Source organism: Caproiciproducens lactatisolvens (assembly GCF_052443335.1).
Classification (GTDB): domain Bacteria; phylum Bacillota; class Clostridia; order Oscillospirales; family Acutalibacteraceae; genus Caproiciproducens.
On sequence record NZ_CP195750.1, the window covers coordinates 3,073,828 to 3,087,736 of the forward strand.

Here is a 13,909-nt window from a genome sequence, read left to right on the forward strand (position 1 = left end):
TATTATGTTTTATCAATACAGCACCACGGTGCCGCCCTGTACGGCGCAGCTGCACTCATAGCTTTTCTGGGTTCCCGTCTGCGCGTCAAATACCGAATTGAACTCAAAGGAATCCCTGTCGTCCGCAAGAACGTAGCGGGCCAGGATAAACCGGTCGTCCACACAGGCGAAAAACTCCCCCAGCTCCTTGCTGTACCGCGTGTGGATTTCGGAATTCAGCACGCCGTCCACCCGGTAACCGTCCTCTTCCTCCGTAATCCGGTAGACCCGCGCGCCGTTGCCGTCGATGCTGAACATGGCGGGGGCCTCGTCCTCCTTCAGGTTCAGCTCCGCCACAATCGACTTTTTCCCCGTCGTCTTGTCGTAAGCACAGATTCTCTGGTCGCCGGTCGGAAAATACTTGACCCGGAAATACAGGCTGCCGCCGTCCATTCCCGCAAAACGCACCAGCCCCGGGGTCCCCGCGCTCAGGATCAGCTCCAGCGGGGCGCGCTCCTCCCCGGTCTTGACGGCGACAATAAAGTCGAACAGCGGGCAAAGCCAGACGTTGTCGTTGATATTGTCGCCCAGCCAGCGCATGTTCCGGTAGCAATGCTCCTTTTCCGCCTCGTCGCCGTGCGGCTGCAAAACCAGAAGCTGCCTCTGCCCGTCCGCTTCGTAGGTGATAAGCCCGGCGCTGTCCGCGGTACAGACGCGCGGGTCGCGCACGTAGTAGTACTTTTCGTCGTCAATATCGTAAAGATACGCCACTTTTTCAAAACCGGTCAGCTTTTTGTAGTCCTCAAACAGCGCCCGGTGCCGCGCGTTCTCTTTGGTATAAATCATCAGGTGGCTTTCATCCAGAGCGGTGCAGTCCGAAAACCCGCCGATAAAGTTCAGCGTGGCCATGTTCCTTTCCGCACCCGTGCGCTTGTCGATCCGTAAAATCCAGGCCTCGCTTTCCCCGCTTTCCATCACGACGATGATGTCCTCGGGAAAGCTGAAGAAATGCTGTACAAAAGCCGGATTGCTCAGAAAATAGTTCGCGATGATCCGCTCACGGCGCGTGACGCGGTTATATTCCAGAATAAAGAGGTTGTTGTGGCCTTCCTCTCTCTTCTCTTCCGCATAATAAATGAAATGATCGCTGATTTCAATTAATACGTCGTTACAGCTTGCAAAGACGTTTCTCAGATCGACAACTTTCACTCCGAATCCCTCCCGTTCTCTTTATTATAGCATAAAGGGCCCGATCGTCCATCCCTGTTTTTGACATTCCGGACGCTTCCTTTTTTCAGATTGATGGGATCATAATCGCACGCGATGAGGATACCCGTTCGCCAATTTACAAATACGCCACAACGGCGCGCCGCAGCTGTGGTATAATAGCCATAAAGACGATTCCATAAGAAAAGCGGGTTGGGAAAAGCAATGCGTCAGACAAAACACGGCAGCGTACTGGAAGTGGATATTCACGGCATGACCGCCGGCGAGGCCAAGCGCAGCCTGGAGCAGCTTTTGACCCGCGCGGACAAAAGCATTTCGGAAATCCGCGTCATTCACGGCTACAACAGCGGCCAGGTGCTGCGCGACATGGTGCGCAAGCAGCTCAAGCACCCGCGCATTTCGGCCAAGCTCATCAGCCTGAACCCCGGGGAAACGCGCATTCTTCTAAAATATTAAGCGGGCAGGAAACCCTGTCCGCTTTCTGATATCCTGAAAATTTCCCGGGTAATACTGCCGGTTCCTTTCCGGGGCAATTTTTTTACCGGCCAAATTCTTCTTTTTTCCGTATAATCCGGGCTATTTTTTAAATTCCTCGATCCGGAAACGCGGCCTTGCCTTGACTTCGCTGTAGATCTTGCCGACGTAGCCGCCCACCACGCCAAGACACAGCAGCTGGATGCCGCCGAGCAGCCAGATGGAACAGACGATCGCCGTCCAGCCCGCGACCGCAAGGCCCATAAAATACGAAACCAGCGCGTAGATCAGTCCCAGAATGCTCAGCAGGGACAGGACGATCCCCAGGGTGGAGATCATTTTCAGCGGCTTTACGCTGAAGGACGTGATGCCGTCCAGTGCGAAAGAAAGCATTTTTTTCAGCGGATACTTCGACTCGCCCGCAAAGCGCTCGTTCCGGTCGTAGTACACGTAGTCGCTGCGGTAGCCGATAAGCGGCACGATCCCGCGCAGGAACAGGTTGACCTCTTTGTATTCGCTCAGCGCGTCCAGCGCGCGGCGGCTCATCAGCCGGTAATCCGCGTGGTTATAGACGACGTCCACCCCGAGCACCTTCATGAATTTATAAAAGCCCTGCGCGGTGGTGCGCTTAAAAGCCGTGTCCGTCTCGCGCTTGTTGCGCACTCCGTAGACCACGTCGCAGCCGTCGGTAAACTTGTCCACAAACTGGTCCAGCACCTCAATGTCGTCCTGCAGGTCGGCGTCCAGGCTGATTGCGCAGTCGCAGTACTCCTTCGCGGTCATCAGCCCCGCCAGAAGCGCGTTCTGGTGGCCGCGGTTGTGCGCGAGCTTGATCCCGCTGACCAGCGTGTTTTCTTCGCAGTACCCGCTGATCAGCTCCCAGGTGCGGTCGCGGCTGCCGTCATCCACAAGGAGCATCCGGCTTTTTCCGTCGGCGCGCCCGGCCTTGATCATGGAATTCATTTTGATTGTCAGCCGTTTCACCGTTTCCGGCAAAACCTCTTCCTCGTTATAGCAGGGTATCACCAAATATACAGTAGGCATAATTTCCTCCGATAAGGTCGTCATTGTGTGGTTTCCGGCGCTTCGGGCGGTGGTGTCTGCCCTTCCGCCGGGAGCTCTTCGTATTTGATCCGGTACGTCTTCCGTTTGCGCGGCTTCCTTTTGTCATACGCCCGGGTTACAAGATAAAACACCAGATACAGCGCCGCGCCGCCCGCGGATACCGCCGCGCCCAGCTTCAGGCCCGGCGTCGCGTAGTCGAAGCGGACGACCGACTCCCCGGCCGGCACCTTCACCGCCATGAACCCGACGTTTACCTTGGCGATTTCCGCCGGTTTGCCGTTGACCTGCGCGCTCCAGCCGCCTTCCCAGGGGACGCTGAAAAATACGAGCCGTTCCTTGTCCGCGGTGATTTTTGCGGTAAAGCCGCTGTTGTCCCGCTCAAAAGAGGAACAGGCTTCCGACTTCCGGTTCAGGCAGTCCTCGAAATAAGCGCTCTGCGTGAATTCACTGGACTGGAAATCGTCGTCATGGGGAAGAATCCCGGCGTACTTCTGCACGTCGTCGTTTTCCAGCACCAGCGTTTTCAGCAGGAGCAGGTGACGGCTTTCCTTGTCCACCTGCTCGTATTCCGTGCGGGTAATATAGGAATCGTAGCTGAACCCCATGGGGATATAATAGTCGTTCTCGTAAATATTGAAGCCGTTCTGCGCCGCATAGAACGTCCAGCCGGGCATCGCCGGGGTATCCTCTCCCTCGTCCCCCGCGAAATTCTTGCCGCTCTGTACCGGGTCAAACAGCCAGCGGCAGCTGGTCAGCCCGCGCAGGCCGTAATACTTGGCCTCCGGCCGCGAACCCACGTCGCGCTGGACGCCGATGGACGGGTAGAAATCCATAATGGAACCCGGCACGATGCTGTGGAACGCCTGGATCGTCGGAATCTGCCAGTACATGGCCTGATTGTCCATGCCGTCGTAAATGTCGATACGGCAGTTTTTGGTGTCGGGCAGCCGGATGTCTTTCCCGCCGTTGAGGGAATAAGGAATCAGCTCCCGGTGGGCGTCGTCGCTCTGGGTTTTCCCCAGCGCGATGAAAAACAGCGAATACAGAACGGAAATCAGGGCCACCCCGCCCATACAGCGGCGGATAAACAGTTCTTTGTCGCGGCGGTACCATTTAAAGAGAATCGTCAGCAGGGTCAGGCTTAAAAGCGCGATCGCCACATACGTCCAGAAACGGGTGGGGTAATCCTCCAGTCCGAAGGAAGTCACCTTTTGCCCGTCCTGCTGCGTCGTGGTCACCATCAGCCCGATGGGCAGCGCGATTCCCAGCGTAATGCCGGTCGTCCACTTGATGGAACTTTTCCAGTCGACGCACTCCCTCTCGAGCGAGATCACCGTCGCAAGGCTCATCATCAGGGTCAGCATATAGAACCAGCGCGCGTAATACGACGCATTGAAAAGCTGGAACGCGGAATTCAGGATCGGAATAAAGGCCATCAGGAACAGGATCCCCAGCAGCTTTTTCAGCCAGTGCTCCCTGTGCATACGCAAAAAGCCGATGACCCCGGTCATGCTGAACAGCGGCAGCCACGCGCCGAGCGAAGCCCACTTCGCTTCCGACTTCGGGGTGAAGTTGGGCCGGGCCGGAATATCCGGCGGGAAGAAGAAGCATTCCAAAATGTGGACATAGCGCTGGTTCCAGTCGTAGAGCAGCGCGTTCCAGCCCTCGGGCGGGTTGTCCACCCGCGGGTTCTGGATCACCGCCAGGATGGTCGGCACCAGCAGGACGGCGGCGCACAGGACGCCGATCACGGCCTCGCAGATAATCAGCAGGAAATCCCTGAGCGTGATTTTCCAGTTGCCGGTCAAAAGACGGGTAAACCCGTAAAGCAGTGTGAAAACAACCTGTCCCACAAAGAAATAGTAATTGACAAAGCAGCAGGCGAACACCGTCACCGCGAAGATGCCGCGCCGCCGGGTGTAGATATATTCGTCCAGCGCCCAGAGCATCACCGGGAAAAAGATAATCGCCTCGTGAAAGTGGTTGAAAAAGATATTGTAGACCGAAAAGCCAGAAAACGCGTACAGCATTCCGCCGATGACCGCGTAATCCGGATTTTTGACGTACCTTTTCAGATAGAGAAAGCCCGTCAGGGAAGCGCAGCCGAATTTCAAAATCAGCAGTGGGCCCATCAGGTGCGGCACCATCCAGCTGGGAAACGGGATGGTCAGCCAGAAAAACGGGCTGCCCAGCAGGTAAAACGAATAGGAGCCGATAAAATTGGCGCCCAGGTCGGTTGTCCAGCTCCAGCCGATATTGCCGCTGCGCACCGCGTCGTGGCACATCTGGTAAAACGGAACCTGCTGTACGTTGAAGTCGCCGTAAAACAAAAAATAACCGTTATCAAAAATAATAAAAGGTATGAAAAAGAGAAAAGCTATTCCCATGCCGTAAAGCAGGGCCTTCCAATAATAATTTTGTCTCCCTTTGCGGGTCAGCACACCTGTCAAACCGTCGCCCCCATATTCCTGATTAACATATTATATCACACGGTTTTGTCTGAACAAAGCGAATTTAAAAATTACAGGACTGTTTCTTGCAATATTTACCGTTTGTTATTATATTGGTTATAATGTCGTAAAGAAGGACCGCCGTTTCAGGCTCCCTCTTTGAGGGAGCTGGCAGGCGTAGCCTGACTGAGGGAGTTTCGTCCCCGTTTCCGTACTCTCGTCAATGAAAACCACAGAAGTATCATGTCGCACAGAGACACTTTGGGGATACCTGGGGGTGCAGGGGGATTTTATGGAACCCTCCCGCCGGGAATTAAAAATCCCCCTGCGCGTCCTTTGCCTACTTTCGGACAAGAGCGAAAGTAGGGGCCCGCCCGGCCTGAGGGCGAAGCTGACGATCAACTCTTATTTGCGGAGATGCGTTAATGTAGCAGGAGGAGACTCCCTCCGTCGCGCCGGGCGCGCCACCTCCCTCACGGAGGGAGGCCGGGGACTCAGCTTTTTCAGGCTCCCTCTTTGAGGGAGCTGGCAGGCAAAGCCTGACTGAGGGAGCTCTCCCCTTGAGCCGGGCAGGCGAAACCCGGACCGGCAGGTCCTGACCGGGGGAGTCAGATTGCTCTCATGAAAGGGGAAAATACCATGTTTCATTTTTATGCGATGCTGTCGCGCATGAAATACATCTGCCGCTGGGGGCTGATGCGCAACACCCGCAGCGAAACCCTGAGCGAACACAGCTTTGAAACCGCGGTCATCGCCCACGCGCTGGCCGTGCTGCGCAACACCCGCTTCGGCGGCCACGTCAGCCCGGAGCGCGCGGCTCTGCTTGCGCTCTACCATGACGCGGCGGAAATCATCACCGGCGACCTGCCCACGCCGGTCAAATACTTCAACCCGAAAATCCGCTCCGCCTACCGCGAGGTCGAAACCGTCGCGCAGAAAAAGCTTCTGAGCCTTCTGCCGGACGACCTGAAGCCGAGCTACGAGTCGATCTTCACCGCGGCGCAGGAGGGCGACCGGGAGCTTCTGCCGCTTGTCAAAGCCGCGGACAAGCTTTCCGCCGTCATCAAATGCATGGAGGAAAAAGGGATGGGCAATTCCGAATTTACCAAGGCAGAAGCCTCCCTGCGCCGGACCGTAAGCGATCTCCACCTGCCGGAGGCCGACTGCTTCGTCGCGGAATTCCTGCCCTCTTACGCTCTGACGCTGGATGAACAGGACTGAACTTCCATATTCTGTTCACAAAATTGTTCTTTTAAAAAATTATTCTTTTTCCGCAAGGGGTTATAATATAGCGGTTATTACTTTAAAAAATGTCGATTGAGGACTGATGTTGTGAATAAAACAAAGAAAAGCCCGAATAAGGGCAAAAGTAAAAAAGCTCTCATCCGAAATATAGCGATCTTATTTTTGAGTGTCGTCCTTCTGATTTCCGGCGTCGGCTGCGTTTATGCCGACCAGATGCTTGGAAGGATCAATTTTGTCCCGCTGGAGGACCCGGTTTCCAAGGTGGAAACCGCCCCGATTTTCCAGGAGGGAACCGCCAGCGGCGACACCAGCGCGCAGGCGGGCGTTCTGGGCGGGCTGTACCACGACGACGCCATCACCAATATTCTGGTCATGGGCGTGGACGATTACCAGCCGAACGACCCCGGCCGCAGCGACAGCATGATGATGGTTTCGGTCGATTCCCGCCACAAGAAGCTGAAGCTGACCTCCTTTATGCGCGACATGTACGTCGCGATCCCCGGCCACGGCAGCCAGCGCCTGAACGTCGCTTATTCAACGGGCGGCCCGCAGCTTTCCGTCTCCACCATTGAAGCGAACTTCGGCACCGATATCGACCGCTTTGTCCTGATCGATTACGCGTCCTTCTCCAAAATTGTGAACAAGCTCGGCGGCGTGACCATGACCATCACCTCCGGCGAAGCGAAGCTGATCAACCAGAACTCCGGCGATCCCCGGCGCAACCTGTCCGCCGGCACCTTCCTGCTGAGCGGCAAGCAGGCGCTCTACTATTCCCGTATCCGCGCCATCGGCGACGACTTTGAGCGCACCGAGCGCCAGCGCAAGGTTTTTTCCAGCATCGTCAACAAATTCAAAACAGCGAACCTCGGCACCATCAACCAGGCGCTGTACGATATTCTTCCCCTTGTTACCACCAATATGACAAAAAACGAAGTGCTGAATATGGCAACGAACGCGCTGACCTACCTGAATTACCCCGTCAGCCAGAACCGCATTCCGGCGAACAACGAATATACCTCCCAGCGGGTCTCCATCGGCGGTTCCCCCGCGGACGTGCTGGTGCCCGACCTTGAAAAATGCCAGAAAACCGTCGCGGATTTTATCTATGAAACGGATTTGCCGAGCAAAACCTATCAGGGAAAATAAGGAAAGGCCGCACGGCTTACGCCGTGCGGCCTTTCAGTTAAAGGAGAAAAGTCTATGCCGACTCCGCTTTATACCGCGCTTGTGAACCACAGGAGCTTAAACCGCGCCTCGTTCCACACGCCGGGCCATAAAAACAACCCCCTCTCTCTGCCGCAGGATCTATTTTCCCTGGATTTTACGGAGCTGCCGGACACGGACAGCCTGTTTGAGGCGGACGGCCCGATCCTGGAGGCCGAGCGTCTGGCCGCAAAGCTGTTTCACGCCGGGCGCACCTGCATTTCCGCGGGCGGCTGCACCCTGTGCATCCAGGCTATGCTCCGGCTCGCCGCGCCGGTCGGCGGAAAGGCCGTCTGCTCCCGGGTGCTGCACCGCAGCGCGGTCAACGCCATGGCGCTGCTGGACATTCAGCCGGTCTGGGCTCTGCCCGGGGAAATCATCTCCGCCGTGGAACGCAATCCGGACGCAAAGGCCGTCTATGTCACCAGCCCCAACTACTACGGGGAGCTGCTGGACATTCCTGCGATCGCGCGGGCCTGCAGACAGGCGGATATTCCGCTTCTTGTGGACAACGCGCACGGCGCGCACCTGATGTTCACCGACCCCGTGCTCCATCCGCTCGCCCTCGGCGCGAGCATGACCGCCTGCTCCGCGCACAAAACGCTGAACGTGCTGACCGGCGGCGCGTGGCTCCATATCGCGGACAGCCGGTTCGCGGACGGGGCCAAGGACGCCATGGCTCTTTTCGGCTCCACCAGCCCCAACTACGCGGTAATGGCTTCGCTCGATCTGGCACGCGCGTGGCTGGAAGCGCACAAAGGCGAATACGCCGCCCTGCAGCAGCGCGTTCAGAAAATCAGGCTCGCCGCGCTCGAACACGGTCTTTCCTTGCCGTCGGGCCCGTCGGACCCGACGCGCATCACGCTGGACACCGCCTCCATCGGCCTTTCGGGTAGCGCGGCGGCGGAGATTTTCCGCGGCGCAGGCGTGGAGCCGGAGTACGCCGACGGCGCCCATGTGGTGTTCATTGCGACTCCGTTCAACACGGAAAGCGATTTCGCCCGTCTAAGGGACGCAATCGAGCTGCTTCCGGCGCGGTCCCCGCTTCCCGTAACGCCGGAGCTTCCTCCCCTGCCCCCTGTAAAAGCCGGTCTGCGCGAGGCCGTTTTTTCCGCCGCGGAGACGGTTCCGCTGGAAAACGCGCTGGGCAGAGTCGCGGCGCAGGCCGCGTGCCCCTGCCCGCCGGGCGTCCCCGTCGTGATGCCCGGGGAGGAAATTACAAAAGATGTTCTCCGGTTTTTACAGGGGTATGGCTTTTTTTCAATAAAAGTGCTAAAATAATAAAACAGGAATCAAACAAATTAAGCGGAAAAGCGAAACGGAAAACATTTTCGCGGATTTTGAATATTGCTGTTGGAATCAGATTTGGATATCTGTTCTTTCCGTTGAATGATAAAAGTGGAGGGATTCATTATGAAACTGGTACTTGCGATTGTGAGCAACGACGACAGCGGCATGGTTTCCGCGGCGCTGACCAAGGACGGTTTTTCCGTTACCAAGCTTGCAACGACCGGCGGTTTTTTAATGGCGGGCAACACCACCTTCATCGTAGGCACGGAGGATGACAAGGTCGATCAGGTCATCTCCATCATTGCAAAGCAGAGCAGCCGCCGCACCCAGCTTGTCCCGAGCACGACAACCATGGACGTCGGCATGTATTCTTCGTTTCCCGTCGAAGTCACCGTCGGCGGGTCGACCATTTTCGTTTTAAGCGTGGACCGATTTGAGAAGGTATGACCAGTCTTCGTATCGGCGGATTTTCCGGCAATGAGGAAATCATAAAGCAGCTTGCGCTCTCGTTCGGCGAGGGCCGGCTTGCGCACGCGATCATTCTGGAAGGTCCCGCGCAGGAGCGCAACGCCCTTGCCGCGATGCTGGCCCGGGCCGCCGTGTGCTCCGGCGAAACCCGTCCCTGCGGCGGCTGTCCGGGCTGCGTCAAAGCGCAGGCCGGTTCCCACCCCGATATTCTCACGCTGGACGGCGACGCGAACCCGCGCGCCTTTCCCATCGACGCAATCCGCCGGATCCGCTCGGACGCGTACATCCGGCCCCATGAAGCGCAGACCAAGGTTTACGCCCTTTACGGCGTACAGAATATGAGCGAGGTCTCCCAAAACGCCCTGTTAAAGGTTTTTGAGGAACCGCCCGAAAACGTGCTGTTCCTGCTGACGGCCGTGAGCGCTTCGGCGCTCCTGCCCACCGTGCGCTCGCGCGCGCAGATTTTTTCGCTGGAGGGCGCGCGCGCGGAAACAGGTGCCGACCCCGCGTATATGGAAAAACTGGCGGCGGCGATCACCGCCGCAAACGAAACGGACCTGCTGTATTTGACGGCGGATCTTTCAAAAGATAAAGACAGGCTGCGCGCCGTCCTGCCCCAGCTCGGGCTGATTCTGCGCGACGCAGCGGTGCTTCGTTCGGGCGGGAACGTCTGCCTTTCCGGTCAAAGGGAAGCGGCGGCGGCTCTCGGCGCGGGACTGACCCGCGAAAAGCTTCTTTCCCTGCTGGACGAAGTGCAGAAAGCGCAGCGCGCGCTCGACCTGAACGCAAACGCGGCGCTGCTGGTAACGGCTCTGTGCGCGAATCTGCGCGCCGGCGCCGGAAGATAGTCCCTATTTTATGATATTGGAGGTTCCCATGGCCGAAGTAATTGGCGTTCGTTTTAAAAATGTAGGCAAGATATACTATTTTGACCCCGACGGGAATACACTGAAGCAGGGCGATATGGTCATCGTGGAAACCGCCCGCGGAATTGAATGCGGCGAAATCGCGATGGAAAACCGCCGGATCAGCGACGAAGGCATTGTGCAGCCGCTGAAAAAGCTGATCCGCGTCGCCACCAGGGACGACCTGAAAAAGATGGAGGAAAACGCCGCGAAGGAAAAAACGGCTTTTCAGATCTGCCTGAAGAAAATAGCGGCCCACAAGCTGGAAATGAAGCTGGTGGACGTGGAATACACCTTTGACAACACCAAAATCCTGTTTTATTTTACCGCCGACGGGCGCGTGGATTTCCGCGAGCTGGTCAAGGACCTGGCGTCGGTTTTCCGCACCAGAATCGAGCTGCGCCAGATCGGCGTGCGCGACGAGGCGAAAATGCTCGGCGGGCTGGGCATCTGCGGCCGGCCGTTCTGCTGCTCGACCTTTTTGGGCGGGTTTCAGCCGGTTTCCATCAAGATGGCCAAGGAGCAGGGCCTTTCCCTGAACCCGGTCAAAATTTCCGGCACCTGCGGGCGCCTGATGTGCTGCCTGAAATACGAGCAGGAGGCCTATCAGGACCTGATCCGCTCCACCCCAAGCGTAAACTCCATCGTGACCACGCCGGCCGGCAAGGGCACCGTTACCGACCTGAACATGCTGACCGGTGTTTTGCAGGTGCGCCTTGACTCCGCGCCGGACGCCGCACCCCAGGCCTTTAAGGTGTGCCAGGTAAAGCTGATCAAGGGCGGACAGGTCAATATTGACCGCAGCGAGCTGGAAGAGCTGAAAAAACTGGAAAAAGATTAAATTTATTTTTTGCCTGATTACGGTTGCAATTTTTGTTATTTATGATAGAATTATGTTGTAATTTTATATGGAGGTGTTTTCCCATGGCATATGCAATTAGTGACGACTGCATTTCCTGCGGCGCATGTGCGGCAGGCTGTCCTGTAAACGCAATTTCGGAAGGTGACGGCAAGTACGTTATCGACGCTGATCTTTGCACAGAATGCGGTGCTTGCGCGGATGTTTGCCCCGTAGGCGCTCCTGCACAGGAATAATTTTACATGTGGACGAAAGGCGGAGCGTTGTTGCGCGCCGTCTTTTTTCTTATGTAATAAACCTCTGAAATCAGCCAAAACTCTTGAAAGCCAGTCATTCTTTGAATCTTATAAAAACAGGGATAACCGAGGGACCTTATGCTTTTACCCGATGAACACCTTGAACCGCTTTCGCGCGAAATTTCGGTGATCGTTTCACAGGCGCACCGCTTTAATACCGACACCATTCTGCTCGCGTCGTTTTCCCTGCCGAAAGCAGGCGAAACCTGCGCGGATTTCGGCACGGGCTGCGGTGCCGTCCCGCTGATCTGGTGCGCGAAGGCAAAACCGAAAAAAATTTACGGCGTGGAAATTCAGCGGGAGGCCTGTGAAATGGCCCGCCGCTCCGTGGCGCTGAACCGCCTGACCGGCACGGTCAGGCTGCTCTGCTGCGACATGACCGCGATCCGGCAAAATTCTGCCCTGCCCGCCAACCGGCTCGACCTCATCGCCTGCAACCCGCCGTACAAGGAGGAGGGCGCGGGCCTGAAAAACCCGGAGGAATCCCGCCGCGTCGCGCGGCACGAGGTTGCGTGCAGCTTTGCGGAAATCGCTCGAAGCGCGGCGTACCTGCTCCGGTTCGGCGGCCGCTTCTGCTGCTGCCTGCGCCCGGAGCGCCTTTGCAGCGTCCTGCTGGACCTGAGAAGCGCGGGGCTCGAGCCCAAACGCCTGCGCCTGGTGCAGCAGCGCGCGGACAAGCCCCCGTCGCTTTTCCTGTTACAGGCAAACCGGGGCGGAAAACCCGGCATGGTGATAGACCCCGTCCTGCTGATCGAGGACGGCGGCGGCTATTCCGGGGAAATGGCCGCAATCTACGGCGAATACGCACAGAATAAAGGAGCGGCAGCAACATGAGCGGAAAATTAATGGTGGTCGGCACGCCGATCGGCAATCTCTCCGATTTTTCCCCGCGCGCGGCGGAAACCCTGCGGGAAGCCGATTTCATCGCCGCGGAGGACACGCGTGTCACGCTGAAGCTGCTCAACCATTTCGGCATCAAAAAGCCGATGGTCAGCTATTTTGAGCACAACAAACGCGAGCGCGGGGACGTGATCTGCGCGCGCATCGAGGCGGGGGAAACCTGCGCGCTCGTTTCGGACGCGGGGATGCCCGCCATTTCCGACCCGGGGGAGCTTCTGGTCGCCCAGTGCGCGGAGCGCGGAATCCCGGTTTACGTTGTGCCCGGCCCGAGCGCGGTCGTTTCGGCGCTGGCGGTTTCCGGGCTGCCGACCGGCCGCTTTACGTTCGAGGGCTTTCTGAGCGTCGGCAGGAAAAGCCGCCGGGAGCATCTGGAGGAAGTCAGAAGCGAGACCCGCACCATGATTTTTTACGAAGCGCCGCACAAGCTTTCCACCACCCTGAGCGACATGCTCGCGGCGTGGGGCGACCGGCGCATCGCGCTGGTGCGCGAACTGACGAAGATTCACGAGGAGGTCATCCGCACCACCCTTTCCGAAGCCGCCGCGCGCTATGCCGACGGCGGCGCGAAGGGGGAATTTGTGCTGGTGATCGAGGGCGCGCCCCAAAAGGAGCAGGAATCGTTTACACTGGAGGACGGCGTCGCCTTCGCGAAGAGATATATGGAAGACGGCCTTTCGGCCTCGGACGCCGCCAGACAGGCCGCCGCCGGGACCGGTTTCAAAAAAGGCGAAATCTACCGGGCGATTTTACGGCAGGATTGAATTTTGCCGTATTCCGGGCATTTTTACGCCAGCCGGCACAGCCCTTAGCCGGGACTGCGGTTTGCTGATTTTTTCAAACAGGATTTAGGGAAGCAGGGATGAAAGTGGAATACATCAATATGGAAACATGGCCCAGGAAAGAGCATTTCCGGCATTTTTATAAAATGGAATATCCCATGTTCAGCGTCAGCCTGAATTTAGATATCACAAAATTTCTGCCCTTTGTGAAGGAGCGCCGCCTTTCCTTCTACTACGCGATGGGCTTCGCCGCGACCCGGGCGGCGAACGAAATACCCGAATTCCGCTGCCGCATCCGCGGGGGACGGGTAGTTCTTCACGACAAAGTACACCCCTCCTTTACCGATCTTGACAGGGACAGCGACCTGTTCAAGTGCGTAGGAGTCGATTTAACGGAAGATATCTGCTCCTTTTCGGAAAAAGCGTCGCGCAGATCCGCCGCGCAAAAGACGTTTATGGATCCGGAACAGGAAGAGCGCGACGACGTGCTCTACATCACCTGCGTTCCCTGGTTCTCCTTTACGCAGGTGACGCATCCCATCGCGCTGGACAGGGACGATTCCATTCCGCGCATCGCCTGGGGAAAATATTTTAAGGACGGTGAAAAAACGCTCCTGCCTTTTTCCATTCAGGCAAACCACGCGCTGATGGACGGCGTTCATGCCGGAAGATATGTGGAACGGCTGCAGCGCGATCTGGACCGCTACTGACCGCGCTGCCGGATTTTCGGCTAAGCCCGTCCCCGCCCCCTTTCGCATTCCTGCTCTTC

The 13,909-nt window shown here is 57.3% G+C and carries 14 protein-coding genes; 11 read left to right on the forward strand and 3 right to left on the reverse strand.

What is annotated here, in order from left to right; genetic code table 11:
* Positions 1 to 12: 12 nt before the first annotated feature.
* Positions 13 to 1,188 (reverse strand): hypothetical protein, encoded by a 1,176-nt coding sequence (locus tag ACRQV7_RS15160; RefSeq protein ID WP_444658884.1) that lies wholly within the window; start codon positions 1,186 to 1,188, stop codon positions 13 to 15.
* A gap of 222 nt (positions 1,189 to 1,410) precedes the next feature.
* Here ACRQV7_RS15160 and ACRQV7_RS15165 point away from each other — a divergent pair, with 222 nt between their 5' ends.
* Positions 1,411 to 1,662, forward strand: coding sequence for a Smr/MutS family protein (locus ACRQV7_RS15165; RefSeq protein ID WP_444658885.1), 252 nt, complete (start codon positions 1,411 to 1,413; stop codon positions 1,660 to 1,662).
* 120 nt (positions 1,663 to 1,782) lie between these two features.
* Here ACRQV7_RS15165 and ACRQV7_RS15170 read toward each other — a convergent pair whose 3' ends face one another.
* Together ACRQV7_RS15170 and ACRQV7_RS15175 are read right to left on the reverse strand one after the other, a co-directional pair.
* Entirely contained in the window at positions 1,783 to 2,727 is a 945-nt protein-coding gene (locus ACRQV7_RS15170; protein WP_444660301.1) for a glycosyltransferase family 2 protein, read from the reverse strand.
* Positions 2,728 to 2,744: 17 nt separating this feature from the next.
* Positions 2,745 to 5,186 (reverse strand): YfhO family protein, encoded by a 2,442-nt coding sequence (locus ACRQV7_RS15175; RefSeq protein ID WP_444660303.1) that lies wholly within the window; start codon positions 5,184 to 5,186, stop codon positions 2,745 to 2,747.
* Between the two features lie 648 nt (positions 5,187 to 5,834).
* Between ACRQV7_RS15175 and yfbR the strand changes: the two genes are divergently transcribed.
* From yfbR to ACRQV7_RS15225, 10 genes are all read left to right on the forward strand, one after another.
* Positions 5,835 to 6,416 carry a 5'-deoxynucleotidase gene (gene yfbR / locus ACRQV7_RS15180; protein ID WP_444658886.1) on the forward strand — a complete coding sequence of 194 codons (582 nt, stop codon included), beginning with the start codon at positions 5,835 to 5,837 and terminating at the stop codon, positions 6,414 to 6,416.
* Between the two features lie 186 nt (positions 6,417 to 6,602).
* Positions 6,603 to 7,586, forward strand: coding sequence for an LCP family protein (locus ACRQV7_RS15185; RefSeq protein WP_444658887.1), 984 nt, complete (start codon positions 6,603 to 6,605; stop codon positions 7,584 to 7,586).
* A 54-nt stretch (positions 7,587 to 7,640) separates the two neighbouring features.
* On the forward strand, positions 7,641 to 8,924 hold the full coding sequence (locus ACRQV7_RS15190; protein WP_444658888.1) for an aminotransferase class I/II-fold pyridoxal phosphate-dependent enzyme: 1,284 nt from the start codon (positions 7,641 to 7,643) through the stop codon (positions 8,922 to 8,924).
* Positions 8,925 to 9,056: 132 nt separating this feature from the next.
* Positions 9,057 to 9,380, forward strand: a complete 324-nt coding sequence (locus ACRQV7_RS15195; protein WP_038326145.1) for a cyclic-di-AMP receptor — start codon at positions 9,057 to 9,059, stop codon at positions 9,378 to 9,380.
* Positions 9,377 to 10,249, forward strand: a complete 873-nt coding sequence (locus ACRQV7_RS15200; RefSeq protein ID WP_444658889.1) for an ATP-binding protein — start codon at positions 9,377 to 9,379, stop codon at positions 10,247 to 10,249. Before ACRQV7_RS15195 ends, ACRQV7_RS15200 begins: the two co-directional genes overlap by 4 nt.
* Before the next feature lie 28 nt (positions 10,250 to 10,277).
* Positions 10,278 to 11,147 (forward strand): PSP1 domain-containing protein, encoded by an 870-nt coding sequence (locus ACRQV7_RS15205; RefSeq protein ID WP_444658890.1) that lies wholly within the window; start codon positions 10,278 to 10,280, stop codon positions 11,145 to 11,147.
* An 83-nt stretch (positions 11,148 to 11,230) separates the two neighbouring features.
* Entirely contained in the window at positions 11,231 to 11,401 is a 171-nt protein-coding gene (locus ACRQV7_RS15210; protein WP_081928417.1) for a DUF362 domain-containing protein, read from the forward strand.
* Positions 11,402 to 11,539: 138 nt separating this feature from the next.
* Positions 11,540 to 12,295 (forward strand): tRNA1(Val) (adenine(37)-N6)-methyltransferase, encoded by a 756-nt coding sequence (locus tag ACRQV7_RS15215; protein WP_444658891.1) that lies wholly within the window; start codon positions 11,540 to 11,542, stop codon positions 12,293 to 12,295.
* Positions 12,292 to 13,122: a 16S rRNA (cytidine(1402)-2'-O)-methyltransferase gene (rsmI, locus tag ACRQV7_RS15220; RefSeq protein ID WP_275714513.1), complete on the forward strand. Its 831-nt coding sequence runs from the start codon at positions 12,292 to 12,294 to the stop codon at positions 13,120 to 13,122. The genes ACRQV7_RS15215 and rsmI overlap by 4 nt, the downstream gene beginning before the upstream one ends.
* A gap of 98 nt (positions 13,123 to 13,220) precedes the next feature.
* Positions 13,221 to 13,850, forward strand: coding sequence for a chloramphenicol acetyltransferase (locus ACRQV7_RS15225; protein WP_275714515.1), 630 nt, complete (start codon positions 13,221 to 13,223; stop codon positions 13,848 to 13,850).
* Positions 13,851 to 13,909 lie beyond the last annotated feature (59 nt).

Coding starts and splice junctions, on each gene's coding strand:
- ACRQV7_RS15165 (WP_444658885.1), top strand. CDS start 1,411: ATGCGTCAGACAAAACACGGCAGCGTACTGGAAGTGGATATTCACGGC.
- yfbR (WP_444658886.1), top strand. CDS start 5,835: ATGTTTCATTTTTATGCGATGCTGTCGCGCATGAAATACATCTGCCGC.
- ACRQV7_RS15190 (WP_444658888.1), top strand. CDS start 7,641: ATGCCGACTCCGCTTTATACCGCGCTTGTGAACCACAGGAGCTTAAAC.
- ACRQV7_RS15195 (WP_038326145.1), top strand. CDS start 9,057: ATGAAACTGGTACTTGCGATTGTGAGCAACGACGACAGCGGCATGGTT.
- ACRQV7_RS15200 (WP_444658889.1), top strand. CDS start 9,377: ATGACCAGTCTTCGTATCGGCGGATTTTCCGGCAATGAGGAAATCATA.
- ACRQV7_RS15205 (WP_444658890.1), top strand. CDS start 10,278: ATGGCCGAAGTAATTGGCGTTCGTTTTAAAAATGTAGGCAAGATATAC.
- ACRQV7_RS15210 (WP_081928417.1), top strand. CDS start 11,231: ATGGCATATGCAATTAGTGACGACTGCATTTCCTGCGGCGCATGTGCG.
- ACRQV7_RS15215 (WP_444658891.1), top strand. CDS start 11,540: ATGCTTTTACCCGATGAACACCTTGAACCGCTTTCGCGCGAAATTTCG.
- rsmI (WP_275714513.1), top strand. CDS start 12,292: ATGAGCGGAAAATTAATGGTGGTCGGCACGCCGATCGGCAATCTCTCC.
- ACRQV7_RS15225 (WP_275714515.1), top strand. CDS start 13,221: ATGAAAGTGGAATACATCAATATGGAAACATGGCCCAGGAAAGAGCAT.